This window comes from Trinickia sp. Z7 (assembly GCF_056498045.1).
On the sequence record NZ_JAUEQW010000024.1, the window covers coordinates 20,923 to 47,169 of the forward strand.

A 26,247-nucleotide genomic window follows, 5' to 3' on the forward strand; every position below is an offset into this window, starting at 1 on the left:
TTTCATGACGACTCCCTTTCGGGATCCGTTACGCTGTCGGAACTCGCTTGCTCGTTCTGCGCTATGCCCTCGCTGACCGATGAAGCGCGCCGCAGCGTTGCACGCATGACGACATGGAACGCAACGGGCGTGAACACTAGGCCGAGGACCGTCGCTGCGATGACGCCGCCGAACACACCGGTGCCGATCGAATGACGGCTTTCCGCGCCGCCGCCGCTCGAAAATACCAGCGGCACGACGCCTAGCAAGAACGCCGCCGAAGTCATCACAATGGGCCTGAAACGCATCGCGCAAGCTTGCACGATCGCTTCGACCAGTGCGACGCCATGAGCGCGCGCATCGCGTGCGAATTGCACGATCAAGATCGCGTTCTTCCCGGCCAGCCCGATGACGGTAACCAACCCGATCTTGAAGTAGATGTCGTTGGGCAGACCCCGCAGGAGCATCGCCGCGACCGAGCCGATCATGCCGAGCGGCACGACGATCAGCACCGAAAGCGGAATCGACCAGCTTTCATAGAGCGCGGCGAGCGCCATGAAAACAGCGAGCAACGATAGGCCGATGAGAAGCGGCGTTTGCCGCGCAGCCTGCGTTTCTGCTAGCGCCGCGTCGGCCCAATCGTAGGCCGTCCCTTGCGGCAGTTGCGCAGCCAGCCGCTCCATTTCCGCCATCGCCGCACCGGAGCTGTCGCCCTGCGCCGCACGGCCCGTCACGTCGAGCGACGGGTAGCCGTTGTAGCGCGCCAGCACGGTCGGGCCGCGCGACCACTTCAACGACGCAAAGGAAGAGAACGGCACCATTTTGCCGGCCGAATTGCGCACGGCCAGACTCAGCAAATCGGCATCGGTCATGCGTGCTTGGGAATCGGCCGCTACCAGCACGCGCAACATGCGGCCCGCAGCCGGGTAATCGTCGATATACGACACGCCGAACGTGTTGCCGAGCACGTCTTCGATCGCGTCGAACGATACGTTCATCGCGTACGCTTTTGCCCGATCGATCTCGAGCACGACGCGCGGCGCATCGGGCAGCGTCTCGGAATGGACGTCGGCCAGCACGGCGCTCTTGCGCGCCAATTCGAGCAAACGCTCGCGGGCCGCTTCCAAGCCGGCACTGCCCATGCCACCGCGGTCCTCGAGATGAAACGTGAAGCCTTCCGCGTGTCCCATTCCCGGAACCGAAGGCGGCAACTGCGCGATCACCTCGCCATCGCCGATCTTGTCGAACGATCGATTCAAGCGGTCGCGCAACGCCAACGCATCGATGTTGCGCCGCGACCAATCCTTGAGGGCGACGAACGCCATGCCAACGCTCTGACCGCTGCCCGCAAAGCTCCAACCGATCACGCTCGTCACATTCTCGACCGCACTTTGCCGATGAAGCTCGTCCTCGACCTGGCGAATCACCGCGTAGGTGCGCTGCTGCGATGCCCCCGGCGGCAATTGCACCATCACCTGAAGCTGGCCTTGGTCCTCGGTCGGCAAAAAACCGCTCGGCAACGACGCGTACAACACCGCGCCGATACCAATCATGACGAGATGCGCGGCGAAGAAACGCTTGGGAGAGCGAAGCAACTTCGCGACGAGCCCACGATAGCGGACCGACGCGCGTTCAAACCACAGAAGAAACCGCCCGGCTGTCACGCCGTGGCGCATCACGTCCTCATTGCGCCGCGGCTTGAGCAAGTTCGCGCACAGTGCGGGGGCCAGCGAGAGCGCCATGAAAGCGGAAACGAGGATCGCCGCAATCATGGCGATCGAGAATTGACGATAGATGCCACCGACGCCGCCGTCGAAGAACGCCATCGGCACGAATACCGCCGTCAAAACGGCCGTGACGCCCACGATCGCCCCACCGATCTGCGCCATCGCCTTTCGCGTCGCTTCACGCGGCGCAAGCCCTTCGTCGCGCATGATGCGCTCGATGTTCTCGACGACGACGATCGCGTCGTCCACCAGAATCCCGATTGCCAGCACCAGCCCGAACAAGGTGAACACGTTGATCGACAGCCCGAACGCGTACATGGCCGCGAATGCGCCCATCAGCGCGACCGGAATCACGACCGTGGGCACGAGCGTATAGCGTAGATCGCGCAGAAAGAGCCACATCACGCAAAACACGAGCACGATCGCTTCGATCAGGGTGAGCAGGACCTCGCTAATCGCAATCTTGACGAAGTGCGCGCCGTCATACGGTATCTCGACGGCGATCCCGGGCGGCAGGGTTTTCGACAGTTCCGCCACGCGCCGGTGGATCGCGTTCGATGTTTCGAGCGCGTTGCCCAGCGGCCCGAGTTGGATGCCGACCGTCGCGGCCGGCTTGCCGTTCAAGCGCGACCAGAAAGTGTAGGTATCGCGCCCGAGTTCGACACGCGCGACATCGCCAAGCCTCACGACCGAGCCGTCGGGCCGCGCCTTGAGCACGATGGCGGCGAACTCCTGCGCCGTGCGCAACTGGCCGCGCACAGTGACCGAGGCCGTCAACGCCTGCCCGTCGACGGCCGGCGCATCGCCTATCGCCCCCGCAGTGACCGTCGCGTTCTGCGCGCGAATCGCCGCCGACACATCGGCCGGGGAAAGCCCGTACTCGCGCAACTTCATGGGATCGAGCCATACCCGCATTGCGCGATCGGCGTCCCACAGTTGCGCCGCGCCCACGCCCGGCGTGCGCTTGAGCTCCCGCAGCAAGAACCGGTTCAAGTAGTCGCTCAGAGCTGCGGAATCGCGCGTTCCGTCCGTCGACACGAGCGTCACGAGCATCAGAAACGTATTCGCCGCCTTGAACACCGAAATGCCCTGCTGCACCACGGGCTGCGGCAACCGAGGCTCGATTTGCTTCAGGCGGTTCTGCACGTCGACCATCGCCAGATCGGGATTGATGCCGGCGGCGAACGTTGCGACGATTTCGACGTCGCCTAGCGCGTCGCTCGACGTCTCGTAGTACTGCAGGCCCTCCGCGCCGTCCAGGCTCTGCTCCATCAAGCTCGCGACGTTGCTATCGACCTGTTCCGCAGACGCGCCCGGATACTGCGCATCGATGATGACGCGCGGGGGCGCGAGCCGGGGATACTGCGCGACGGGCAGCATCGGCAAAGCCAGCGCACCCGCAACGATGATCGCGAGCGCTACGATCCATGCGAACACCGGACGGTCGATGAAAAATGACGGCACGTGCTTGCATCCTCCGTTGTTATCAACGCTGCCTCCTCACGCAACGGCCTTGCTCGCATCGGGCGCCGGCAGCTGCATCGATGCGGCCAACAACGATTGCGTATAGGGATGCGACGGCGCGCGCAGCACGTCGCGGGTCTCGCCGGCCTCGACGATGCGGCCGGATTTCATCACGACGACGCGGTGAGCCATGGCGCGCATGACGGCGAGATCGTGCGTGATGAACAGGTAACTGAGCCCATACTTCTTTTGCAGCCCCGTAAGCAACGCCAGGACTTGCTGCTGCACGGACACGTCCAGGGCGCTCGTAGGCTCGTCGAGCACCAGCAATTGCGGTTCGACGGCCAGCGCTCGCGCAATTGCAATGCGCTGGCGCTGGCCGCCCGAGAATTCGTGCGGATAGCGCAGCAGGGCATCGGCGGGCAGCCCCACTTCTTCGAGCAATTGGGCGACGCGCGCCGCGCGCTCCCGTACGTCCAGATCCGGCTTGTGAACTCGCAGCCCTTCGCCGACGATCTGCTCGATCGTCATGCGAGGCGAAAGCGAGCCGAACGGATCCTGAAAGACCACTTGCATCCGCGCACACAGCGCGCACCATTCGGCGTTCGATGCCCGGTAGCTGGCGAGCGGGCGCCCGCCGATCTTGATTTCCCCCTGAGCCGCGCGCTGCAACCCCAGCACCGTTGCGGCCAGCGTCGATTTGCCCGAGCCCGATTCGCCGACGATACCTACGGTTTCGCCCCGCCGCAACGTGAGGTCGACGTCCTGCACCGCTCGAAACGTCGCACTGCCGAATAACCCGCGCAGCCCCTTTGCACTCGTTCGATAGTCGACCGAAAGACCGGAGATTTCGAGCACGCGATTCGATTCGGGCGGGACCGGATCGACGCATCGATGCGGTTCGCTGTCGAGCAGGCGCTTTGTATACGGGTGCTGGGGATCGGCGAACAGCGCATCGGTCGTGTTCGTTTCCACGAGCACGCCCTTTTCCATCACGGCGACACGTTGCGCGAAGCGCCGCACGAGGTTCAAATCGTGCGTGATCAACAGCACCGCCATCCCGCGCTCGGCCGCCTCCTGTTCCTGCAAGTCGATCAGCAGATCGACGATCTGCTGGCGGACGGTGACGTCGAGCGCCGTCGTCGGTTCGTCGGCCAACAGCAGACGCGGGCGGCACGCGAGCGCCATCGCAATCATGGCGCGCTGGCGCTGGCCGCCGGAAAGCTGGTGCGGAAAACTATCGATACGGCGCTCGGGCTCGGGAATGCCGGTGCGGCGCAATAGTTCGATACCGCGTGCACGCGCCGCGTTCGGCCGCAGGCCCTCGTGCAGGCGCAAGCTTTCGGCGATCTGCTTGCCTACCGTATAAAGCGGATTGAGCGCCGTCATCGGTTCTTGAAACACCATGGCGATATCGGCGCCGCGCATGCCGCGCATCTGCTGCTCCGTTTTCGTCAGCAGATCCTCTCCTTCGAAGAGGATGCGGCCCGACACCGTCGCATCCCGCACGAGACGCAGAATGGACAGCGCCGTCAGGCTCTTGCCGGACCCCGATTCGCCGACGAGCGCAACGCGCTCCCCCCGCGCAATCGAGAGGGTCAATGTGCGCACGCATTGTTTCTCGCCGAAGCCGATCGACAGATCTTCGATGCTGAGCAAAGGACCGGTGCGCATCACTTCGCTCCCCCGAAAGCGGCGCCGCGATTGCGCGTATCGAGCGCGTTGCGCAGCGCGTCCCCCATGAACGTCAATAGCAGCAGGGTCACGACGAGCGCAGCGAATGCGGAAATGGAAATCCACCAGGCGTCGAGATTATTCTTGCCTTCCTGCAACAGCTCGCCAAGGCTGGGGGTGGGCGGCGGCACGCCTAGGCCGAGAAAATCGAGGCTCGTGAGCGAGAGAATCGCGGCACTCATGCGAAACGGCAAGAACGTGATGACAGGCGTCAAACTATTGGGCAGCACGTGACGCCAGATGATCTGCCAGTTCGAGAGCCCCATCGTGCGCGCGGCCTTCACATAATCGAGCGACCGGTTGCGCAGAAATTCGGCGCGCACGTAGTCGGACAGCACTAGCCATCCGAACATCGACAGCAGAATGAACAGCAGCCACAGCGTGGGCTCGAAGATCGAGGCGAAGATGATGAGCAGATAGAGATCGGGCATCGACGCCCAGATCTCGATCAATCGTTGCCCGATCAAATCGGTGCGGCCGCCGTAAAACCCTTGCAGCGCCCCGGTGAGGACGCCAAAGAAAACCCCCGACGCGGTCAGCGCCAACGCCATCAGCACGGACACGCGAAAACCATACAACAGACGCGAAAGCACGTCGCGTCCGAACTGATCGGTCCCGAGCCAATTGGCCGACGACGGCGGCGCGGGGAAGGGGCGCACGGCGAAATAATCGATCGTGTCGTAGTAGTTATGGTTCGGCGGATAGATCGCGAAATTGCCGTTCGATTCGATCCGCGACCGAATGTACGGATCGAGGAAGTTGGTTTTCGCTGGGAAATCGCCGCCGAACTGCGTTTCCGGATAAGTCTTCACGATCGGAAAGTAGTAATGGCCGTCATAGCGCACGACGAGCGGCTTGTCGTTGCACAGCACCTCGCCCATGAGGCTAATGACGAACAGCGCCGCGAAAATCAGCAGGCTCCAATAGCCGAGCCGCTGCTGCTTGAAACGAAGCCACGTGCGCCGCCATGGCGACGGCGACGCTACCGGGCCGCCGGCCGCCTTAGCGGTCCATGCGGTCGAATTGGATACGGGGGTCGACGAGGACATAGCAGACATCAGCGATGAGTTTGGTGACGAGACCGATCAAGGTGAACAAAAACAACGAGCCGAGCACGACGGGGTAGTCGCGGCGGATCACCGAGTCGTACGAAAGCTGGCCCATGCCGTCGAGCGAGAACAGCGTCTCGATCAGCAGGTTGCCGTTCAAAAAGGCGCCGACGAACGCGGCGGGCAGGCCCGTCAGCAGCGGAATGGCGGCGTTGCGCAGCACATGCTTCCACAGCACGTCGCGCTCCGGCGCCCCCTTGGCGCGAGCCGTGAGCACGTATTGCCGGCCGATTTCTTCGAGGAACGTGTTCTTCGTGAGAATCGTCACGATGGCGAAGTTGCCGACGACCGATGCCGTGACGGGCAACACCATATGCCATAGGTAGTCGAGCACTTTGCCGAACGTCGTGAGATCGGCGAAGTTGTCGGAGGTCAGGCCGCGCATCGGAAACACCTGCCAAAACGTGCCCCCGCCGAACAGCATCAACAGCAACACGCCCAGCACGAAGCCGGGTATCGCATACCCGACCAACACGAGCACGCTCGTTACCGCGTCGAATCGAGACCCGTTGCGCACGGCCTTCGCAATGCCGAGCGGCACCGAAATCGCATACGTGAGCACGATCGTCCACAAGCCCAGCGAAATGGATACGGGCAACTTGTTGCGAATCACGCGCCATACGCTCGCATGCTGAAAGTACGACTGCCCGAGATCGAACGTGGCGTAGTGCTCGAGCATCAAGAAATAGCGCGTGAGCGGCGGCTTGTTGAAACCGAACTGCTTTTTGATTTGTTCGATCTGCTGCGGGTCGACGCCCTGGCTCGCGTGATACCCGCCGCCGCCACCGCCCCCGCCGTCACCGCCGTGGTTGGCTTGGCCGTGGCGCAGTTGAGTCACCATCTGCTCCACCGGGCCGCCGGGCACGAACTGCGTGACGACGAAAGTCAGCGTGACTACGCCGATCAGCGTCGGAATCATCAGTAGCAAACGTCGAAAAATGTAGGCGAACATGGCCGTTGGGAATCCTCAGTATCTCGATGTCTCAGTGCGCAGCGCCCTGAGCGTTCGCGCGGGTTGCCGATGCCTGCAAGCGCGCTGGGCCTTTCTTCGCCGGAAACCAGTAATCGATGATCCAATCCTCGGACTGATACGAATCGGGCACGACGCGCGGGTGGTCGATCGTGGTCTTGTAGCCGATGCGCACATCGCGCTCGTAATACTGCGGCACCACGTAATACTCGTTGATCAGCACACGATCGAGCGCGCGCGTCGCCGCCTCGAGATCGTCGAGATTAGTGGCCGCGATTGCGGCATGCACGAGCGCGTCGACCGCCTTGGAGCGGATGCCCGAGTAGTTCTCCGAGCCGATTTGCGCTGCCGCTCGGCTGCTGAAGCGGCGCTCGAGCTCGATGCCCGGGATCGTCACGGGCGGGTAGATGTAGGTGGTCACATCGAACTGAAAGCTATCGATCCGCTTCTGATAAAGCGCGCTGTCGATCTCGCGCATATGCGCATCGATGCCGAGCGTTTGCAACGCCTGCATGTAGGGAATCAATAAACGATCGAAGCCGGGCTCGTCGTCCATGATTTCGACCCTCATCGGCGTTCCTGCCGCGTTGCGCAGCGCGCCCTCGCGATAGTGCCAACCGGCCCGCGCCAACAGCTCACGTGCTTGCCGAAGGTTGGCCCGCAGCGAGCCCGGCGGCTTCGTGCTCGGCTGCTGCACCATCGGCCCGAAAACCTCGGGTGGCAAGTCCGCGCGGAACGGTTCGAGCAGCTTCAATTCCTTTTCGCTCGGCATGCCCGTAGCGCCGAACGGGCTGGCGTCCCAGAAGCTGTTGAGCCGCGTGTATTGCCCGTAGAACATCATGCGGTTCATCCAGTCGTAGTCGAACGCAAGCGCGAGCGCGTGACGCACGCGTCGATCCTCGAATTCGGGCTTGCGCGTGTTGATCATGAAGCCCTGCATCTGCGCGGGACCGTCCGGAAACGTCTCCTTCTCGAGCAATCCCGAATCGAAATTCTTGCCGATATACTTGCGCGCCCATTGCGTGGCGCTGTATTCGCGATCTACATCGTCGTTGCCCGCCTTGAATGCTTCGAGCTTGGTGTATTGATCGAGGTAGAGCCTGAAGACGATCCGATCGAAATGAAACATGCCGCGGCGCGAAGGCAAGTTCGCCGCCCAGTAGTTCGGGTCGCGCCGATAGACGATTTCCTTGTCGTTCTTACGCGCCTCGACGAGATAGGGGCCGCTCGCGATAGGCGGCTCCACGGAGATTTGATCGAACGGCAAGTGGGTTCCGTCCGGCAGCGCACCCCACTTCGGCGAAAACACGGGAATATCCCCTGCAATCAGCGGCGCAGCGCGCGAGTTGTCGATGAAATCGAACCGCACCGTCGAGCGATCCACCACTGTCGCGCGCTTGATTTCCGAGAACTGCGACGAAATCATCGGCGACGCCTGGGCGCTCTTGAGCATATCGAATGAATACTTCACGTCGCTCGCAGTGATTGGATCGCCGTTCGAAAAGTGCGCTCTCGGATCGATATGGAACGTGGCCGACAGCCCGTCCGGCGCGACCTCCACATCGTCGGCGATGAGCGGATATTCGGACGCGAGCTCGTCCCAGCTGCGCTGCATCAGCGTGTCGAACATCAGGTTGCGCACGTCCGGTGCGAACAAGCCACGCACGATGAACGGATTGAGCGAATCGTAGCTCTGCGATTGGTCGTAATTCTGAAAATGCAACGTTCCCGTATTGGGCGCGTCGATATCCGCATAATCGAAGTGCGTGAAATTCGGCGGATATTTTGGATCGCCGAATTGCACAATGGCCGGCTTGGCCTGAGCGCCGATCGCGCACGCCAGCCCCAGCGCCATCGCGAATGCTAGGCGAAACATGGAAGGTCTCATTCTTTCAATGCGTGTGGACGCACGCCGGAGCAGCCCGGCGCACCATTCATCGGAGCGATCGGAGGCAATCGAAATGCCGTCGCGCGTCATGTCCCCACGCGCGACGGCTGCCCCCTAGCGCCGCCTCACTTCGACGCTACCAGCAACCAGAGTCGCGCCAAATCGCTCGAACCGTCCGTGCCCTTCACCGCGCGGAACGCTTGAACGGCGCGGGCCTTTTGTCCGGCGACGTAATAAGCCACGCCTAGATGCAACTGCGCTTGAGCGGGATATTGCAACTTTGCGCCCGCCATCGCCGCGTCCATCATCGCAATGCCCTCTTTCGCCTGCCCCGCGAAAACGAGGTTCAAGCCCTCATCCACCGCAGCGGGCGGATTCGCCTTGTCGGCGCCGGCCGCTGCGCGCTTGGCAGCCAGCGCTTGCAGCCGCTTTTCGCGATCGGCAGTCTTCGGATCGCGGCCGAGCACGCCAGAAGCAAACCCTTGATCGATGACTTGCTCGGCTTCCGCGTTGCTGCCGGCGACGAGCGCCAGTTGCGTCATCTCCATGTAGTCGTCCGCGCTCGTCAGTGCGTTCGTCGCGCGGCGCAAGCGATAAGTGTCGAGATCGAGGCGCGACGAGTACCCTGGCTTATTGCGAATCGCCGCCAGCAAATCATCCCAGTAAGACTGCTTCGGATGGTATGCGACGAGCGCCTCCAGCGCGCCGCGATAGGCCGCGTCGTTCTTCGTGCGCTGCGCGCAAGTGCCGAGCAATTGCAACTGCGATTCGTCGGGCGCGCGGCCGGCCTTCGTCTGCGCATCGATGCTCGGCTTGAGCAAATTCACGACGCTCGCGCAATCGTTCGACAGGTAGTAGGACTGCACGAGCATCGTGCGCATCTGCGGATCGCCGCCACCGGCCTTCAAGTAGCGCTGAGCGGTCACGATCGCCCGGGGATAGTTGCGCTCCTGAAAATAGATGCCCGCCAGCGTCGCCGTCACGCGCTGCTCGTCTTCGCCTTGCAGCTTGCCGCCATTGAGCAGGGATTCGTACGCTTGCGCGGCCAAGCCCGTATCGCCCGCCGCAACGGCCGCCGCGCCGCGCATTTCCTCGACCATGAAGTTTTCATACGGCGTCTTGCCTGGCACGGCAGCGGCCTGCGCGATCTTGGCCAGCGCTTCTTTATACTTGTGCGCCCGGTAGAGCGTTTGCGCATCGTTCAAAGGCTTGCCCACCTCGGGGCGCAGCGTGTCCGCCGCGTACGTCGCGGCCGGTGCGGCTGCCAGCGCGAGGAACGCGCCACACGCGGCGACGAGCGCGGCGTGCTTGAACCGTCGTCGAATCGTTAGCATTGCCACTTCCTTATTGCATGTATTGCTCGTTGCCGATCAAGCCGATCTTGGTCGCGCCCACCCGCTGCGCCGCCGCCATCACCGCTGCCACGTCCTTGTAGGGCACGAGCTTGTTCGGCCGCAGGTGTATCTCGTCTTGCACCGGTTCCGCCGCCACTTGCGCGAGCTTCGATTCGAGCGTGGCCTTGTCGGGAATCGGCGTGCCGTTCCACGTCATCGTGCCGTCGAAGTCGATATCGATCTGCACGACTTGCGGCTGCACCGCCGGTGGCGGCGGATTGCCGACCGGCAGATTCATCTTCACGGCATGCATCTGAATCGGAATCGTGATGATCAACATGATGAGCAGCACGAGCATCACGTCGATCAGCGGCGTCGTGTTGATATCGACCATCACTTCCGGTTCGCCGCCACCGCCACCCGAGGGTACGTTCATTCCCATATTTGACTCCTTGCCGATCGGGCCGAACTAGCCCCCGCGCGCGGGCGGCTCAGTGATAAATGACACCTTGGCGATGCCGGCGCGCTCGCAATCGGTGATGACTCGGCCGATGAACTCGTAGCGCGTGTTCTGATCGCCGCGCACGTGGACCTCCGGCTGTGGAGCCATCGCCGATACCGATTTGAGCTTCTCGAGCAGAGTCGGGCCATCGACATGCGTCTCGTTCCAAAAGAAATCGCCGTCTTTATTGACCGCGATCTCGATGCTCTTGGGCGTCGTCTGCAGCGGATGCACCGTTTCATGGGGCAACTGCAACGGCACCGTATGCGTGACGACCGGAATGGTGATCAAGAAAATGATCAACAACACGAGCATCACGTCGACGAGCGGCGTAGTGTTGATCGCGGCGATGACTTCGTCATCGTCCTCGCCGCCAACGCTCATAGCCATGAGAGACCTCGCTTATCGGAACGGGGGTTACTGAACGAGCGAGGCCGGTCGATTGGCCGCACGTACCGCGCGCTTTCCGCCCGCGAGCAAGACAGTGTGCAGTTGCGCCCCGAACGCGCGCACCCGCTCCATCACCGACTTGTTGCGACGCACGAGGAAGTTGTAGCCGAGCACCGCGGGCACGGCCACCGCAAGGCCGATCGCCGTCATGATCAGCGCCTCGCCCACAGGCCCCGCGACCTTGTCGATCGACGCTTGGCCGGCAATGCCGATGGCCGTCAGCGCGTGATAGATGCCCCACACCGTGCCGAACAGGCCGACGAACGGCGCCGTCGATCCGACGGTGGCGAGGAAAGCGAGGCCGTCTTGAAGACGGTTGGATACGCTCGTAATGGCGCGCTCGACCGAGACATCGATCCACGTGTTGCGATCGACCGCTTCGAGCAACGCCTCGTCATGATGCTCGCCCGCCTCGATCGCCGTTTCCGCGATGAAACGGAACGGCGAGGTTTCGTCCAGTTGCTTCGCCCCTTCCGCCAGCGAAGGCGCGGTCCACAGCTGTTCATCGGCGGCCTTCGCGCGGCGGTTCGCGCGAAACTGCTCGAAGAACTTGGTGATCATGATGTACCAGCTACCCATCGACATGACGACGAGCAGGATCAGCACGAAGCGCGCGACGAAGTCGCCGTTTTTCCAGAGCGCGCCGAGGCCGTAGGGATTATCGACCGTCTCGGTCGCGGCAGGTGCGGGCGGGGGCGCCGGTTGGTCCGCTGCGGGGGCTGCGGTCTGGGGGGCCGCTGCGGTGTTCGATGCCGTTGTCGCTGCCGTTGCAGCCGTATCGCTCGCTTGCGCGTAGGCGACGCTCGGCAGGACGAGATTGGCCGTTGCGACGGCGATCAAGGTGGTGCTAGCCAATGCGGCGAGGGAACGCTTCTTCATAATCTGCTCCAGTTCGGTTCAATCGTTGAACTCGTGAAACCTGTTGTACCTATGTCGCTCGAATGCCGAGGTGCCTCGTTGCTCGATGCTCAACCGCGCTCAGTTGAGGTTGAACGAGAACGGCACCTGCACGCGAACGGCTTGACCTTGTGCGATGCAATTGAAGCGCTTGACCGCTTTGAATGCCGCGTCGTCGAGGCTGTCGTGATCCGACGATTTCGCCACGCGTTCATTGGTGACATGGCCTTGCGGATCAACCGTGAACTCGATCGTCACATCGCCCGTATCGCCGTTTTCCTGCGCTTCCTTCGGATACGCGATCGATCCGCGGATCTGATCCGAATTCGGGCATACGACTCCCACTTCCGTATGCACGACGGGCTTGACCGGCGCCGGCGCAGGCGGCGCAACGACGGGCGCCGACTGCACCGGCGTTGCTTGATGCGTGATCGTCGCTTGCGGCGGCGCCTGCACGGGCACCTCGGGCGGCGGCACGAACGGAGGTGGCGGCGGCGCGAACTTCGGCGGCGGCAGTTGCACGGGCGGCAACGGCGGCGGCGGCGGCGGCTTCACCGGCTCGATGATTTTGGTTTCGATCGGATGCTGAATGACGTGCACGACCTTCGTTGCGAAGCCGTTCAACAGTGCGTAGACCAGCACGACGTGCAAACCGATGACGATCGCGATACCGCCGAAGCGGCGCGCGGGATTTTGCTGCTTTCGCCCATACTCTCGTGGGCGACCTGACCATGCCATCCCGGATGCTGCCCCGGGCGAGTGTCCTTCGAGTTTCATACCCACCTTCGATCCTCCCGGCGTGAATCGCCTTGTTCCGTGATTGCGGCGCTCGTCATGCAACGAACCGCGGGATGAGGCCGATCACAAGGGACTTCTTGCAACTGCTTCAAAACAGGTCCGCCGCCTTTGCGGGCTTGGCCTCGCCTGCGAGGCCAAGCGTTGCTCGGGTGCGAAGGCGGCAGACCGACTAGCTATCTCGAGACGCCTTGTTTTTTAGAACTTGTAGGTCGCGCCGATCTGCGCGAAACGACCGATGTAGGTGTAGATCGATTGGTCGTAGCCGTTCAGGTCGAGCGTGCCTTCCGCAAAGATCGGATCGTACGGAGGCGTGCGATTGAAGATGTTGTCGATGCCGCCGTAGATCGTCCAATGCTTGAAGCCCGTGTACGAGACCATCAGGTTGAACTGGCTGTACGAGCCGACCTTGGCTGGCGCGGGCGCCGGCAACAAGTTTTGCGCGTAGGGGCCCGTGAACTGCCAGGTCAGCGCGGCATCGAACTTGTGATAGGTCCAATCCAACGTCGTGTTGCCGCGCCAGCGCGGGAAGCTACCGCCGAACGGCTGCGTGATCGTGTAGTTGTTGCCCGCGCCGTTAACCGGAGCGCGTCCCGGAGAGCCGATCTTGAATTGGTTCACGTAAGCCCAGTCGCCCAACAGCGTGAACGTGCCCAAGTGAGTCGGCAGTGCTTGACGGAACGTACCCTCGAACCCGTTCGTGTCGAGATAGCCCAAGTTCTGATAAGGAATGAACTTGTAGAGCACCGCGCCCGTCGTCGGATCGGTGACGATTTGCGACGGACGGCCTTGGCCGATCACGTTATCGACGCGAATCTTGTACCACTCGAAGCCGATATCGGTCGTACGCGTGGGCGACGCTTGGAAGCCGATATTCAGATTGCGCGTGCGCTCGGGCGCCAGATTCGGATTACCCACCGTGATCGACGTGTAGTTCAGACCCGTATTCGGATCCACCTGAATACCCATCGTTTGCGACCGGCTGTCCTCGACGAACGTCGGAGCACGGAAGCCGCGGTTGTACGACGTATACATCGTCAGCGCCTGAACCGGCTGATAGCGCAACGCGAAGCGCGGCGAGAACGCCCCGCCCACGTCGCTGTAGTGGTCGTAGCGGCCCGATTGGCTGAACGTCAGGTTGCGGATGATAGGCACGTCGATCTGATAGTAGGCGGCGCCAACGTTACGTTGGCCTTGCACTGTCTGCAGATTCGGATTGAGCACCTCGCCGCTCGAGAACTCGGAGCCCGGCATGAGCAAAACGCTCTGGTGCGTGAACTGAGCGCCGAAGCCGATACCTACGTCACCTGTCGGCAGGTGGAACAGATTCGGCGTGGAGATCGTCGCATCGATCGTATCGAGCTTCGAAATGCCGAGATTGCCTGCGTTCTGGTACAAGCCATTGAGCCCGTTGGGCGTGGCCGCGGGATTGGCAAAATTGAATGTGCCGTTCTGATAAATGTTGTTCAGCGCGGCAACGTTCAGCTGATTCGTATAGGTGTTCGAGACCACGCTCTGGGAGTGGCTGACCGAGGTGGCCCAATCCCAATCACCGTACGGCAGCGTGAACGAGCCCTTCACACCCGTTGATGCGCGCCAGTAGGTCGCGTCCGTTTTTTCGGCAATCGTATTCGGGAACGAGTACGTAAGCGCCGTGGGGACGCCGAACGGGTTGTACGGATTGCTGGCTGGCACCACCGTGTTGAATGGGGCGAGCTGCTGCGTCTGCGGATTCCATAAGAGGGCCGGGTTCTGCGGATTGCCGACCGTATTACCCCAGATACCGTCGTTGGTCGTCGTCTGGTTGCGGCTCACGAGGAAGTCAGCGAATGCCGTGGTCTTATCGTCGACCTTGAAATCCGCGTGGATCTTTGCGTTCAGACGCTGCGTTTGCGGCAGGATCGACATGCCGCTGGCCGTGTTGATGCCGCATAGCGTGCCTGCCATTCCGGGCGTCAACGAGTTGGTCGCAGCCGGGTGGACCGAGCCGCCGTATGCACACGAACTCAACGCTTGGGCGCTGCCGTCGGGCATATTCCAGAACGACGGTGCGAGAACCGACAAGCCGCCCGGCTTGCCCGTCCAATCCTCATTGCGGGTCGAGTCGCGATCGGCGAGCGTGAAGCCGCTCGATTGATAAACGCTTGCTGCGGCCGTGACGTTGAAACGATCGCTGTTCAAATTGCCGAAGCCGGCGAGAATGCCGAACTTCGTGGTGCCATCGCCGTTACCGCCGTTGATCGCACTGCCGTAGCTACCGTCGAGCTGGACGCCGTGGAAGTTGTGCTTCGTGATGATGTTGACGACCCCGCCGATCGCGTCGGAGCCGTATTGCGACACGGCGCCCGTCTTGACGATTTCGATGCGCTCGATATCGTTCAGCGGCAGGGTGTTCAAGTCGAAGAAGGAATCGACCGTGTTGGAGAAAGCCGCGAACGGCGCGACGCGCTGCCCGTCGACCAACACCAGCGTGTACTTCTCGCTTAGGCCGCGCAGCGCCATGCCGGCGGCGCCCGCCGCGAAGTTGCCGGTTTGACCTTCGCTCCAGCTGTTGGCCGAATTGGCCGTCGTATTGCGCAGAAAGTCCGCAACCGACGATGCGCCGCTTTGCTCGATTTCCTTGGCCGTCACCGTTTGGACTTGGTTGAAACCGACTTTGTCGGAGCTTCGAATCAGCGAGCCCGTCACTTCGAAGCGCTGCAACTTCTGAACGTTGCCCGACGCGTCCGCCGCCGGGGTAGCCGCAGCCGTGCCCGATGCAGCGGCGCTGGCCGCCGCCGCGGCCGGCGCAGGCGTGCCCTGTGCCGCGGGCTTGCTTTGGGCGAAGGCCACCGACGTCCCCAGCGCCGCCGTCAATGCCACTTCAGCCCAAACGATGGTTCGTATGGCCGATCCTAAAGCCGTCAGTTTCATTTTTCCCCTTCTCTCGTCAGTAACGCCAAGTTGTTCTGCGCGAAGGCCTGGCTCGCCCTCTCGCTTGCGGCGCCCCAGCACCGCCCCTGTTGACTGCCCCGTTCTCGCACTGCGTCATAAATCGTTCAACGGCCATCGCGCACGCTCGTCTAAAGACGAACGTGCTGATTCGCGTAGTTAGTAGTCCTAACTGAGCGAATATGGATTGCGCCCGCTTACCGGATCTCGGCATGCAAGCGTGCGATCTCGGCCGCAAATGGGCGGCGAGATTCGCTCGGCTACCGTTCCCGCGTCTTGGTTAGTTAGGATTCCTAACCGACATGCGAAAACCGGAAACCGCAGGAAAACGAACAGCGGCTAATCAAAACAACCTTGGCGTACCGACCCACACCAGCACCGTCTCATCGCTGGCGGTGTTGGCCCATCCGTGCGGAACCGTGGATTCATAGTGCGCGCTGTCGCCAGCGTGCAATACGAACGTCGCGCCCTCGAGGCTTAGTGTTATCTCACCGCGCAACACATACAGGAATTCTTCTCCCGCATGCGTTGTCACTTCCGACGGCGGCTGCCCCGCCGGCAGCCTGACGAGGATCGCGTCGAGCTGCCGATCGCCCCGCACATTCGTGAGCCGGGCGAACAGGTTGGCCGAATCGGCAAAGCTAAAGAACTGCAATTCGTCCGCACGCCGAACAGACTTCCCTTCCGTCGGCGTATCGACGAAAAACTGCACCGTTACCCCTAGCGCTCGCGCAATGCCGACCAATGACGTTATGGACGGCGTTGCCAGCCCTCGCTCTACTTGCGACAGAAACGGCTTTGAGATGCCGGCCACCGTTGCCGTTTCCTCGAGTGTGCGTTGGAGCCTTTTGCGCAGCGCTCTTATTTTGCTGCCCAGCGCAAAGGCAGCGGTTGTCTTATCTTCAGTGTGCGGAACCATATCAGGCCAGAAACCGGTCGTCAAAAATTGTTTGATATAACTAAATTAGGTTTACCTGATCCCAGTTCTTTGCACAATGCACCGCTTGGGTGCCAATGCTGCGAGAGCGTTCTTTCAAGGGCGAGGGCATCGCTTTGAGATTTTCGGTGTGGGCTCGCGAAAGGTGCAACCACTCCTTTGCCCTCGTGGAAGTCATCCGACTCCTTTGGCATAAGGTTGGGTGGCAGTTCACATGATGTAATTCGCTTTACGCGTACCGTTCTGTATAGCAACCTCATCGCAACCGCTTATGAGGCGTTGCAACCCGCACCAATGATAGGCGTGCCTTGTGTTTAATCACCAATAGCTACATGAAATTGGCAACCTACCCATTGCGCTTTAGAGTAGTTCATCTAACTTTGTTAACTACAATAATTTCATTTTCCTTTCTAGTTTCTTCCTATTTCATCTCATGAGAAGCGCTGAGTTAGGGAGCCGATTACGCGGGCGTGCGTTTTGGAAGTGGTCGCGGGCACATTGGGCTATCCGAGGCAGCGTCGCGATCGGCAGCGCGGTGACGATGCACATGAGATGACCCTCCTCTAGCCAGCGGCATATTCAAGCCGCCTGCGCCGGGGATGATTTGCGCAAGGCTCGACCGGTAGGGCGCACTAACGAGCAGGATTTTCCGGTAGGCGGGACGGCCCGCATTGTTCTGCGGCGGGGCGGGCACCGCTATACTTGCGTCCCGCTGAACATCGAACATGAAAGAACTCGTTGCTCCCATGAAGAAGCTGCTTGCCACGCTATTGATTGCGCTGAGCGCACACGCCGTTGCCGCGCCCGAATGCCCGCAATTCGCCCCGAATGGGCAATTCCCCGTCCTGGCCAACGCCAAGATGGCGCCGAAGAGCCGCCTGCTCTGCTACTCCGACTTCGCCGTCTTGCATTCCGGGGTGACTCACGGGCCGCTTTGGTCTGCCGAGCATTTGACGCGCGAGCACCTAGGAGAGGCGCGCGAGCAGGTGCGCACGAACAAGTTCTTCGAAGATCCGGCGCTACCGCCGGGCGAAGGCGCAACATTGGCCGACTACAAGCGCAGCGGCTTCGATCGTGGACACATGAGCCCGGCCGGCGACCGCTGGAACGGCGAGGCGATGGCTCAATCGTTTACGCTTGCCAACATCGTGCCTCAGGATCGCGACAACAATCAGCATTTGTGGGCGCATATCGAAACGGCCGTGCGCAAGATCGCCCTTCGTTACGGCGAGGCTTACGTCCTGACGGGGCCGCTCTTCACCGGACAAACGCTGCGCACGATCGGCGCGTCGCGTGTTTTCGTGCCTACGCAGTTGTTCAAGGTTGTATATGTGCCTGCGGCGAAGGAAGCGTTTGCGATCGTTGTCGATAACGTTGCCACGAATCGCTACGAGATGAAGACCGTGCACGAACTCGAAGGGATTAGCGGCATGCGTTTTCCCGGGATTCCGGAGGCGCTGAAGGACCAACGAATCGGAGGACTCAAAGGTGTCTGACTTTCATGCATTTGCTAACGACGACGAAGTGCTGAGCATCGAAGGCGATGCGCTGACTGTTTCGAACGGTACGACCTGCGTGTCGTTGGCGGGCTCGCTCGAGATCCGTAAGGACAAAAGGGGACTCAAAGCGGCGTTCGCGCTGAAGCAGGCGATCGATGCGATCGTCACGGCGCTGCAGGCGGAGAAGGCGTTGCCGGATAAAGCGAAAGACGAGCCGCCGGCGGCTACGGGGAGCGTCGGGAATCCGTTTGTTTGAGGCGGGGCTGGTATGCGGCCTGGGCTGGTAGGCCAAGTGACCTGGGCAGCAGTAATCGCGCTTACTGTATGAACCCGGTTCCGTCTCTGCGGCTTCGGCCACATCTACCAGCATTCCGCCCGTAGCCGCTTCGAGAACGCCATCTGATTACCCAACTGCCAGCGCGCTCAATGCATATTGGCGAATGCCCGCAGAAAGCGATCTCCCGGACCACCTTTCCGCACAATCAGGCGATCATCATATGGAATCCTTGGCAGCAAAAAACGGAAGTCGACTCTTTTTGTTTGCCGCAGTCCACGTACCAATGTATGCACCATCACGGACAACAGCCGAGAATTGCCCGGTGGCGTCGACGGAATCTGACGCAGGGTGCTCGTCCAATCGAAGTCTGTTCTCTTGCAACGTGCCAGTTAAGCTCAAGAGGCCTGTCTTTCCCTCATAGCGATAGGATCCGCTCACCTGCCCATTCTTGATATCGCGCGTTAAGCGAATCGGGTATGTTCCGATGCCCCCGAGAAGCCACTCTCTCGCCCGAACGTCATTTGACTCGCATCCTGAAAAGCACGCGATACTTTCTGGAGTCGCACCCAGCTTTTCGACATATACATACGTGCGCCGTCCCGCGGGGCGCCCGTTAGAATCGTGAATGGTGATCGCCACCGCGGGAAACCCGTTTTGAATCGGCGCACTGTCAGTCGAGCTTGCTGCGTTTGCGAGCCGGTCTTGACGTTGAAAGATGTCATCCCAAGAAAAACCGGCAATCGGCTCCGCCTTTGTCAACGTGATCTCGTCACCTCCCATTTCGCGCGACCGTCAGCCGACGATTTTTGCATCGCGAGCGAAAAATAGAGGATACGTCGAAATCCAACCTCACTCCCACTCACATCGAGGGGAACGATGATGAATGATTTATCGTTACCATAGCTTTCACGCACGAGGTAATATTTATCTGCCCGCGACATGACGTACTCACTGTAGGGCTGGGCCTCATCCCCGCTCCCGGTAAATATTGCGATCGGCGCGGCAGATTTTGGCTCAACACGCATCAGATCGCCATGCATATTTAAGTAAAACTCGCACGCAGTAGAATCTGGGCACTCTTTCGCTTGAGCGGCAAACGACAGGACCGCAAAAGCAAGAGCAAAAATCGAATTTTTGTTAAACATATCAAGAATCGTCTGTTTCACTCAGCAAGAGCTTAGATTTTTCCGCGTACTCAGTAAAATATGTCTGCCCTATCAAATCCGCTTATAATTTTCCGCGCCGAACGGTAATCGGCCCCGAGCACCTGATCCCACCACCACAACTCCTCGATCCGGTCGAACTCTGCCTGCCAAATATACCTGCGCTCCTTCGTCAACGAAGAAAGCGATTCCCACTTGCTGCGGTCGCCGCCCCACTCCCTCTCATAGCACCGCCAGATGCGGCATCGTCTTCACGACCCACCGCACGCGCTTCGCCCGTCCGCGTTCCTGCGCACTCCCCTTTACATCATTGCGAATCTTTAGATCGTTGAATACCTTGTCCGAAACTTGGCACCCTCGGTGTTTTCGATCCACAGCCCGAGAATAACGCTTGTGCTGTCTGGAGGAACACCCCGCGCAAGGTCAACGGCCTTCGTCGCTCACGGCAATGACGGGCTTGCCACGTGTACGTTCCAACATTCTGGGTAAACGCACCATTGCAATGTATTGGCGCGTTGCGATACCTGCGATCCATTGGGAAACGGAAACAGAATCAATGCGCCTAGTAGAATCGGGCCGTGCGGGCCAAATACCGGCGTTAGAAGCCGTCCGCTCACGAGCGACAAGGGCCCGATTAGCAGCACCATATACATGTACCCCTTTGAAAAGGGGCTACGCGAACTCAAGACTGCTTCCAGCTTTGCCATGTTTTGCAGCCGATACTGCAAGACACTGCCGGTGTCCTCAAACGCGTCCTCGACGAAGCGCGAGGTTGCCAGCGCCCTGTTGACATCGCGAGCTGTGATCGCCATCCAGTAGCCAGTCATTGCGAGCCCGAGCGCGAGTCCGCCCACATGCATATATGTAGGCATTGGGGCAAACAGGAAGTAGAAAAAGAAGGGAACGACACCGCAGAAGAAATAAAACGCCGCAGCCATGAACAGGTTGGAAAATCCGAGAGCAACGAGACGCGATTTCCCGCGGTCCATCAGAACGATGATACCCGGCCCCACGACAGCAAGTATCGACATTCTCGCAGCGAGCCAAAATGGCATCAACGACACACGAAACGCGATTTGATAAAAAGCGTAGGCGATAGCAATCGATACAGCGTTAACAAATATGGTCAAAGGGATTGTCTTTTTCACCACATCCCAGAGACAATTTCTTGCACTTTTGATGGCAGTGATCATGATGACATGAACATTAGCAGGTAACCGCTTTAATCGTTCGAGTGGCGCTGCTCCAGAGCTTGCGCTGCGTGCAGGTAGCTTATTCGTGATGTCGAACTCGTTACTAACCAGATAAATCGCGTGTCCTGCAAGCACGGCTATGTCGATCAAAGCGATGGCAGCTTCGCATACGGCCGCGCCAACAATCATAGTTGTGGACGGTTGCCATGTGGTCAGCCCCAGTCACGACGGCGAGCCACAACGGCCCCTCACGCTACCACGACAACGCGCTTATGTTTCTCTCTTTCAATTCTCACCGGAAGCGTCACCATCACGAAATATACGCGTACGAAGAGGCCGGCAAACCACAATGACACGGGCATGCCCAGGGCAGCGGCGAAAACCAACACACCGTCGCCACCGAAATTAGCGGACAAAATTCTATTCACCACTAGCCCGAAAGGAGCGATGCCGTACACAAAATACATAAGCACCTTTGGAAATGGCGATTTGTCCCGACATAACGCTTCAAATGTTCGCATGCCATCTTTCAAGCAATAAGTCACATCACCACCGCTTTCGACGAACATTTTATGCACGAACGGCGTCGCTGCAATTGTCTGCCGCACGTTTCGGCACGCAAGCCAAACCCACCAAACCGTAAGCCCTCCACCACAGATCAAACCCACCCACTTAAAGTACGCGCTTATCGATGAAAATACAAAGAAATAGAAGTACGCAAATACACCAAAGAAATAATAAATTGCCAAAACACTAATCGACAACATAAGGCCACAAGCCATCAACGCATTGGTGCCATGGTATTTTGCGCAAATAAGAAGAAGCAAAAAGCAGCAAGCAACAGCCACCACAATTCCGATCTGCCATGATAATTCTGATACCCCTCCCATGCCGCCATAAGCGAGGTACGAAATTCCAGCACCAAGCAGCGGAAACATCAAGCATACGGGGATTGCCTTTTTCACCATATCTGAAACGTGATCGGTGCTGAATCTCGGCGTTGTACGCACGACTCCCCCAGATAAGCTCGCCTTGCTTAATTTAGCCCACAAACAGTCGTGAATATTACCGTGGTCCCGTAGTTTACGCGGAGGCTTCCGTCCCGTTCGCAATGGTATTGTCGCCATGAAGTATCAGATAACGCCTCATAACTCGTCGCTCACGGCAATGACGGGTTTGCCGCGCGTACGCTCCAACATTCTGGGTAAACGCACCATCGCGATGTATTGGCGCGTTGCGATGCCTGCGATCCATTGGGAAACGGGAAACAGAATCAATGCGCCGAGTAGAATCGGGCCGTGCGGACCAAATACCGGCGCCAGGAGCCGTCCGATCACGAGCGACAGCGGCCCGATCAGCAGCACCATATACATGTGCACCTTTGCAAAGGGGCTGCGCGAACTCAAGACTGCCTCCAGCTTTGCCATATTTTTCAGCCGATACTGCAAGACACTGCCGGTGTCCTCACACGCGTCCTGAACGAAGCGCGACGTTGCCAGCGCCCTGTTGACATCGCGGGCTGTGAATGCCATCCAGTAGCCAGTCATTGCGAGCCCGAGCGCGACTCCACCCACATGCACATATGTAGGCATTGGGGCAAACAGGAAGTAGAAAAAGAAGCTGACGACACCAAAAAAGAAATATATCGCCACTAGTGTAATCAGATTGGAAAAACCGAGGGCGACAAGGCGTGATTTCCCGCCGTCAATCAGAGCGATTATGCTTGGCCCCGTAACAGTCAACATCAATACAACCACCGCCATCCGAAAAGGCACCAGCGATACACGAAAAGCGATTTCATAGAAACTGTATGCAATCGCCATTGCAACAGCATTAACAATCAATAGCATTGGAAATGATTTCCTAACCACACCCCATAGACAATTCTTTGAGTGACTCATGACTTATTCTTGAGGACATAAACCTAGAAGGGACTCACGTACCTTCATATCGTTGCGGGGACTATGCGCCTATTGCGGGACGACGGTGACGCCGACACTTCTGTACGACGACATGAGTTCTAGTCACTCCGCGGCGAGCAAGTAGTGAAAGGGGCACTGCAATTCTGATGCATGGCATCGGCACAAACGCATGATCTTCTGCCACCGTTCATAAGGGCGTCAGCCTTCGACGAAACGTTCACTTTTGTCATTTTCGGGTTTATCCACCTTGTTAAACAAGGACTCACATCCATCTTGTCGCTTAATATTTTTCTTTAAGATTAGGTCCCATACCCCAGGGTATGCTTCCGCTCGGCAATCCATCGATCCATCGGCGCTAACGTACCGACCACCCTGTGATATGCGACCCGGGGTCGACTCGATATAGCCAAAGGCTTCCTCCTTGATTTTTTGCCCCCCCTTTTCTTCACTAAAGATCCCTGGGGCATTTAAGATCGAGCGAATCTCTCCCAGCTTCGCCACCGTAGCCGTAAATGCCATCGGTGAAACGCCAACTAGATCGAGCGCTAGATAAATTTTACGCTTTGGATTAACATCAACGACAAACCCCACCTTCCCAGGTATATGCGACGGCTCAACCCGACCATCAGCAAGCGCGAACATCACTCACACTTAAGAAATCTACATTTGTCAATATATAACACTCTTATTCCAATTCAGTCGCGGTGCAACATGCGTCAGTCGCCTAGCTAGCACACATCGTTTCGCACGAGAATCACCACCATTAATAGTGACGGAATTAGCCGACAGATCAAACCTAACAGAATCGACCTCATCGGCAAGAGCCCGAGGTGCAATAAAATGCAAAAACACAAGAAGATATTTTTTAATATTCAATTTATCATCTTTAAGAAATCAATCAAGGCAAGATATTTCTTCTAATATTTTTCGTGACTTTCACGATTCTCCACCCACAACGATAACAGGCTTACCTTTTAAGCGCTCCAGCTTTTTGGGCAAACGCACCATAACAATATATTGCCGGATCCCGATCCCAGCAATCCATTGTGAAACTGGAAATAGAACTAAGGCACTCAACAGAACTGGGCCGTGCGCACCAAACACCGGGCTCACCATCCGCCCGATCATTAGTGACAGCGGAGCAATCAGCAACACCAGATACATGTGTAGCTTTCCAGAGGGACTGCGTGAACTCAGGACTGCCTCCAGCTTCGCGATATTTTTCAGGCGATATATCAAAACACTGCCCGCATCTTCAAATGCATCCTGCACGAAGGGTGAAGTTGCCAACGCATTGTTCACATCCCGGGCTGTGAATATTATCCAGTGGCCCGTCATCACGATGCCAAGCGCCAGCCCCCCGGCGTGCACATACGAAGGTATCGGCGCGAATAGAAAGTAGAAGAAGAAGGGGACAACACCGCAGAAAAAATAAAACGCCGCCACCATGAACAGGTTGGCAAATCCGAGAGCGGCAAGGCGCGATTTCCCGCCGTCCATCAGAACGATGATACCCGGCCCCACAATAGCAAGTATCGACATGCCCGTAGTGAGCCAAAACGGTATCAATGATACGTGAAATGCCATTTGATAAAAACCATAGGCAATAGCAACCGATACAACATTAACAAATAGAGTTAACGGAATTGTTTTCCTCACCACGTCCAATAGACAATTCCGTCTGGCTTTGATAGCGATGTTCATGATGGCATAAATATTAAAGGATAACCGCTATAATCTTTCGAGTGACGCAGTTCCAGAATTTTCGCCGCTTCACGCAATCCATCCGCCATCCGCTTGGTAATGTGGAATTCATTATCCGTCATATTAATCAAATATCCGACGGCCACGGCCGCACCGAACACTAGGGCAGCGACTGCCCATACGGACGCCCCGGCAATCAGCCCTGAAGCCAACAACCCGGTAGTTAACGCGCCCACCACTGCAGTCGAAATAGCTGCGGCAATTCCTGCAGCCGCGAGATCGACGCCAACTTTGGCAAAAAGATCAAACAAATCCCTTGAGGGCTTTCCATTCTTGTCCGCCTTCGAGTAGTCCCGATACCACTCTGCTCCGTCGAGTGCGATGGTGAGCACCAGCGCAACTCCCGTAGCACGCTCGAACGCGCCTTTACTGGCGCCCCACGCTGCGGCCGTCGCTGATTCGAAGGTACCTGCTCCTGCCGTGATCGCTAAAATTTTCGAACTCTTCGCACTATACCGAGTGCCAGTAATTACCGTCCTCAGTCCGGCATTGCCGCGGAATACGACGTAGGTCTTGGCTCCAGCTTTTGGGTGCACTATCTGCATCAGCCTGAAGCTACGGTTCCACAGATCCCGCAACTCCTCGAAATTATCCTTAACAAACGACGTTCCGCCGGCGAATTGCCCTATCAGCCAATTTCGCGTGACGATCTTGTTCGTATCAAGCGCCGTATCTTCGCCCCCGTTCGCCGCAAGCGCTACGACCGCTGCAGGCGCGTTGGCAAGGCTCACTTCAAAAACATGAACAACCGACTCTTCTTCCGCGCGCGAATGCGAGGAAGCCGACATCGCTGCCGCCGTGCTGACACCCGTCTGCAACCCGAAGTCCAAAGGAATCATCCCGCCCCACCACGCCGAGCCGGGCAATTCGCCGTCGGTGTTGCGACAAATTAGCGGAGCGGGTTTCGCAAAGAGACTGAGGCTCGGTTGCGGAACAGCGGTCGACCGGAGTTCGCCCTGTGAACCGAGCTGACTCCCGAGCGTCAGAATTAGCGGAGCCGGCTTGACCTTGGGGTCGCTACTTTCACCATGTACATTTAAAGCCGCAAGTGAATAGCGATGAAGTACCGAGCCATTCATGCTCAGGACCAACTCACCCTTGAAATCTCGCCCCACCCACAGGTGGTACCTCTCACCGTCCTGGAACTGCGCCTTTTGTACGCGCTTCTTCCGCTTAACGTCGTACATCCAATCCTGCGTCGCCTCAACTGAATACTTCGCACCCTTCTTTAGCTCGATATCAAAAATCACATCCCGATGCTTACGAAGCAGGACCGTGACATCTGTTTCCGCCCAACACTCGACTGGCTCTCCGGGAAGATCGATGCATACTTGATGCCCCATCATGGCGCGGCCGCTCATCATTGTTCTCCAATCCGTTTGACCTGGTGTGCAACAAATCGCCCGAAATCGACGTTCCTCAATTCTCCGATGCCTTTCTCGTCAAGCGTGAGGTGATGGGTCGCTCCATCTTCCGATACCAGCTTGATGGGTTCTCCTTCGGGTACGTTGCCGTCCGCGTCGACGTAACGGACGCGCAAATTCCCCTTCTTCCCTTCGGACTTGTACCGTTCGTAGAGACTCGTCGGCCCCGCAAAAACCCGCTTCGCCCCCTTCACGTCGATGGTCCCCGGCGCATGGATCTCGATGTTGCCGTCCTTGATGCGAATATATGCGCCACCGGACGTCAGCAGGATCTCTTTCTTGCCGGCC

22 protein-coding genes and 1 pseudogene are annotated in these 26,247 nt (G+C 58.9%); 2 read left to right on the forward strand and 21 right to left on the reverse strand.

Features of this window, described 5'->3' with window-relative positions:
* Positions 1-2 precede the first annotated feature (2 nt).
* The 12 genes from QQS38_RS24995 to QQS38_RS25050 form a co-directional block, all read right to left on the reverse strand.
* Entirely contained in the window at positions 3-3,170 is a 3,168-nt protein-coding gene (locus QQS38_RS24995; RefSeq protein WP_479648030.1) for a multidrug efflux RND transporter permease subunit, read from the reverse strand.
* Between the two features lie 36 nt (positions 3,171-3,206).
* Positions 3,207-4,844, reverse strand: a complete 1,638-nt coding sequence (locus tag QQS38_RS25000) for an ABC transporter ATP-binding protein (RefSeq protein WP_479648031.1) — start codon at positions 4,842-4,844, stop codon at positions 3,207-3,209.
* Positions 4,844-5,953 (reverse strand): ABC transporter permease, encoded by a 1,110-nt coding sequence (locus tag QQS38_RS25005; protein ID WP_479648032.1) that lies wholly within the window; start codon positions 5,951-5,953, stop codon positions 4,844-4,846. The genes QQS38_RS25000 and QQS38_RS25005 overlap by 1 nt, the downstream gene beginning before the upstream one ends.
* On the reverse strand, positions 5,907-6,965 hold the full coding sequence (locus QQS38_RS25010; RefSeq protein ID WP_479648033.1) for a microcin C ABC transporter permease YejB: 1,059 nt from the start codon (positions 6,963-6,965) through the stop codon (positions 5,907-5,909). The genes QQS38_RS25005 and QQS38_RS25010 overlap by 47 nt, the downstream gene beginning before the upstream one ends.
* Before the next feature lie 31 nt (positions 6,966-6,996).
* Positions 6,997-8,859, reverse strand: coding sequence for an extracellular solute-binding protein (locus QQS38_RS25015; protein WP_479648034.1), 1,863 nt, complete (start codon positions 8,857-8,859; stop codon positions 6,997-6,999).
* A 137-nt stretch (positions 8,860-8,996) separates the two neighbouring features.
* A complete protein-coding gene (locus tag QQS38_RS25020) occupies positions 8,997-10,205 on the reverse strand; it encodes a tetratricopeptide repeat protein (RefSeq protein ID WP_479648035.1) in 1,209 nt (402 codons plus the stop codon).
* A 10-nt stretch (positions 10,206-10,215) separates the two neighbouring features.
* On the reverse strand, positions 10,216-10,647 hold the full coding sequence (locus QQS38_RS25025; RefSeq protein ID WP_479648036.1) for an ExbD/TolR family protein: 432 nt from the start codon (positions 10,645-10,647) through the stop codon (positions 10,216-10,218).
* Between the two features lie 27 nt (positions 10,648-10,674).
* A complete protein-coding gene (locus QQS38_RS25030; RefSeq protein ID WP_479648037.1) occupies positions 10,675-11,097 on the reverse strand; it encodes an ExbD/TolR family protein in 423 nt (140 codons plus the stop codon).
* 27 nt (positions 11,098-11,124) lie between these two features.
* Positions 11,125-12,036 (reverse strand): MotA/TolQ/ExbB proton channel family protein, encoded by a 912-nt coding sequence (locus QQS38_RS25035; RefSeq protein WP_479648038.1) that lies wholly within the window; start codon positions 12,034-12,036, stop codon positions 11,125-11,127.
* 99 nt (positions 12,037-12,135) lie between these two features.
* Positions 12,136-12,831: an energy transducer TonB gene (locus QQS38_RS25040; protein ID WP_479648039.1), complete on the reverse strand. Its 696-nt coding sequence runs from the start codon at positions 12,829-12,831 to the stop codon at positions 12,136-12,138.
* Between the two features lie 216 nt (positions 12,832-13,047).
* Positions 13,048-15,762, reverse strand: coding sequence for a TonB-dependent receptor (locus tag QQS38_RS25045; protein WP_479648040.1), 2,715 nt, complete (start codon positions 15,760-15,762; stop codon positions 13,048-13,050).
* Positions 15,763-16,123: 361 nt separating this feature from the next.
* Positions 16,124-16,699: a cupin domain-containing protein gene (locus QQS38_RS25050; protein WP_479648052.1), complete on the reverse strand. Its 576-nt coding sequence runs from the start codon at positions 16,697-16,699 to the stop codon at positions 16,124-16,126.
* A gap of 764 nt (positions 16,700-17,463) precedes the next feature.
* On the opposite strand from QQS38_RS25050, the gene QQS38_RS25055 reads away from it, so the two are divergent.
* Both QQS38_RS25055 and QQS38_RS25060 read left to right on the forward strand, forming a co-directional pair.
* Positions 17,464-18,213, forward strand: a complete 750-nt coding sequence (locus tag QQS38_RS25055) for a DNA/RNA non-specific endonuclease (RefSeq protein ID WP_479648053.1) — start codon at positions 17,464-17,466, stop codon at positions 18,211-18,213.
* Positions 18,206-18,472, forward strand: a complete 267-nt coding sequence (locus QQS38_RS25060; RefSeq protein WP_479648041.1) for a hypothetical protein — start codon at positions 18,206-18,208, stop codon at positions 18,470-18,472. The genes QQS38_RS25055 and QQS38_RS25060 overlap by 8 nt, the downstream gene beginning before the upstream one ends.
* A gap of 776 nt (positions 18,473-19,248) precedes the next feature.
* Here QQS38_RS25060 and QQS38_RS25065 read toward each other — a convergent pair.
* The 9 genes and pseudogenes from QQS38_RS25065 to QQS38_RS25105 form a co-directional block, all read right to left on the reverse strand.
* Complete coding sequence (locus tag QQS38_RS25065; RefSeq protein ID WP_479648042.1) at positions 19,249-19,659, reverse strand: hypothetical protein; 411 nt, start codon at positions 19,657-19,659, stop codon at positions 19,249-19,251.
* 309 nt (positions 19,660-19,968) lie between these two features.
* Positions 19,969-20,090, reverse strand: a pseudogene (locus tag QQS38_RS25070) (transposase); the annotation flags it as partial.
* A gap of 6 nt (positions 20,091-20,096) precedes the next feature.
* Positions 20,097-21,038: a hypothetical protein gene (locus tag QQS38_RS25075; protein WP_479648043.1), complete on the reverse strand. Its 942-nt coding sequence runs from the start codon at positions 21,036-21,038 to the stop codon at positions 20,097-20,099.
* Between the two features lie 59 nt (positions 21,039-21,097).
* Entirely contained in the window at positions 21,098-21,817 is a 720-nt protein-coding gene (locus QQS38_RS25080; protein WP_479648044.1) for a hypothetical protein, read from the reverse strand.
* Between the two features lie 177 nt (positions 21,818-21,994).
* On the reverse strand, positions 21,995-22,699 hold the full coding sequence (locus tag QQS38_RS25085; protein WP_479648045.1) for a hypothetical protein: 705 nt from the start codon (positions 22,697-22,699) through the stop codon (positions 21,995-21,997).
* Positions 22,700-22,969: 270 nt separating this feature from the next.
* Positions 22,970-23,413 (reverse strand): hypothetical protein, encoded by a 444-nt coding sequence (locus QQS38_RS25090; protein ID WP_479648046.1) that lies wholly within the window; start codon positions 23,411-23,413, stop codon positions 22,970-22,972.
* Between the two features lie 294 nt (positions 23,414-23,707).
* On the reverse strand, positions 23,708-24,475 hold the full coding sequence (locus tag QQS38_RS25095) for a hypothetical protein (protein WP_479648047.1): 768 nt from the start codon (positions 24,473-24,475) through the stop codon (positions 23,708-23,710).
* Positions 24,472-25,899 (reverse strand): hypothetical protein, encoded by a 1,428-nt coding sequence (locus QQS38_RS25100; RefSeq protein ID WP_479648048.1) that lies wholly within the window; start codon positions 25,897-25,899, stop codon positions 24,472-24,474. The genes QQS38_RS25095 and QQS38_RS25100 overlap by 4 nt, the downstream gene beginning before the upstream one ends.
* Positions 25,896-26,247: DUF2345 domain-containing protein (locus QQS38_RS25105; RefSeq protein ID WP_479648049.1), on the reverse strand; the 352-nt coding region annotated here is incomplete at its 5' end. The genes QQS38_RS25105 and QQS38_RS25100, both read right to left, overlap by 4 nt.

What these genes read in the sequence shown, in the direction of transcription:
- QQS38_RS25000 (WP_479648031.1), bottom strand. Translation starts at nt 4,844, where the DNA reads ATGCGCACCGGTCCTTTGCTCAGCATCGAAGATCTGTCGATCGGCTTC.
- QQS38_RS25005 (WP_479648032.1), bottom strand. Translation starts at nt 5,953, where the DNA reads ATGTCCTCGTCGACCCCCGTATCCAATTCGACCGCATGGACCGCTAAG.
- QQS38_RS25010 (WP_479648033.1), bottom strand. Translation starts at nt 6,965, where the DNA reads ATGTTCGCCTACATTTTTCGACGTTTGCTACTGATGATTCCGACGCTG.
- QQS38_RS25015 (WP_479648034.1), bottom strand. Translation starts at nt 8,859, where the DNA reads ATGTTTCGCCTAGCATTCGCGATGGCGCTGGGGCTGGCGTGCGCGATC.
- QQS38_RS25020 (WP_479648035.1), bottom strand. Translation starts at nt 10,205, where the DNA reads ATGCTAACGATTCGACGACGGTTCAAGCACGCCGCGCTCGTCGCCGCG.
- QQS38_RS25025 (WP_479648036.1), bottom strand. Translation starts at nt 10,647, where the DNA reads ATGGGAATGAACGTACCCTCGGGTGGCGGTGGCGGCGAACCGGAAGTG.
- QQS38_RS25030 (WP_479648037.1), bottom strand. Translation starts at nt 11,097, where the DNA reads ATGGCTATGAGCGTTGGCGGCGAGGACGATGACGAAGTCATCGCCGCG.
- QQS38_RS25035 (WP_479648038.1), bottom strand. Translation starts at nt 12,036, where the DNA reads ATGAAGAAGCGTTCCCTCGCCGCATTGGCTAGCACCACCTTGATCGCC.
- QQS38_RS25040 (WP_479648039.1), bottom strand. Translation starts at nt 12,831, where the DNA reads ATGAAACTCGAAGGACACTCGCCCGGGGCAGCATCCGGGATGGCATGG.
- QQS38_RS25045 (WP_479648040.1), bottom strand. Translation starts at nt 15,762, where the DNA reads ATGAAACTGACGGCTTTAGGATCGGCCATACGAACCATCGTTTGGGCT.
- QQS38_RS25050 (WP_479648052.1), bottom strand. Translation starts at nt 16,699, where the DNA reads ATGGTTCCGCACACTGAAGATAAGACAACCGCTGCCTTTGCGCTGGGC.
- QQS38_RS25055 (WP_479648053.1), top strand. Translation starts at nt 17,464, where the DNA reads ATGAAGAAGCTGCTTGCCACGCTATTGATTGCGCTGAGCGCACACGCC.
- QQS38_RS25075 (WP_479648043.1), bottom strand. Translation starts at nt 21,038, where the DNA reads ATGATTGTTGGCGCGGCCGTATGCGAAGCTGCCATCGCTTTGATCGAC.
- QQS38_RS25080 (WP_479648044.1), bottom strand. Translation starts at nt 21,817, where the DNA reads ATGGTGAAAAAGGCAATCCCCGTATGCTTGATGTTTCCGCTGCTTGGT.
- QQS38_RS25085 (WP_479648045.1), bottom strand. Translation starts at nt 22,699, where the DNA reads ATGCTATTGATTGTTAATGCTGTTGCAATGGCGATTGCATACAGTTTC.
- QQS38_RS25090 (WP_479648046.1), bottom strand. Translation starts at nt 23,413, where the DNA reads ATGTTCGCGCTTGCTGATGGTCGGGTTGAGCCGTCGCATATACCTGGG.
- QQS38_RS25095 (WP_479648047.1), bottom strand. Translation starts at nt 24,475, where the DNA reads ATGAACATCGCTATCAAAGCCAGACGGAATTGTCTATTGGACGTGGTG.
- QQS38_RS25100 (WP_479648048.1), bottom strand. Translation starts at nt 25,899, where the DNA reads ATGATGAGCGGCCGCGCCATGATGGGGCATCAAGTATGCATCGATCTT.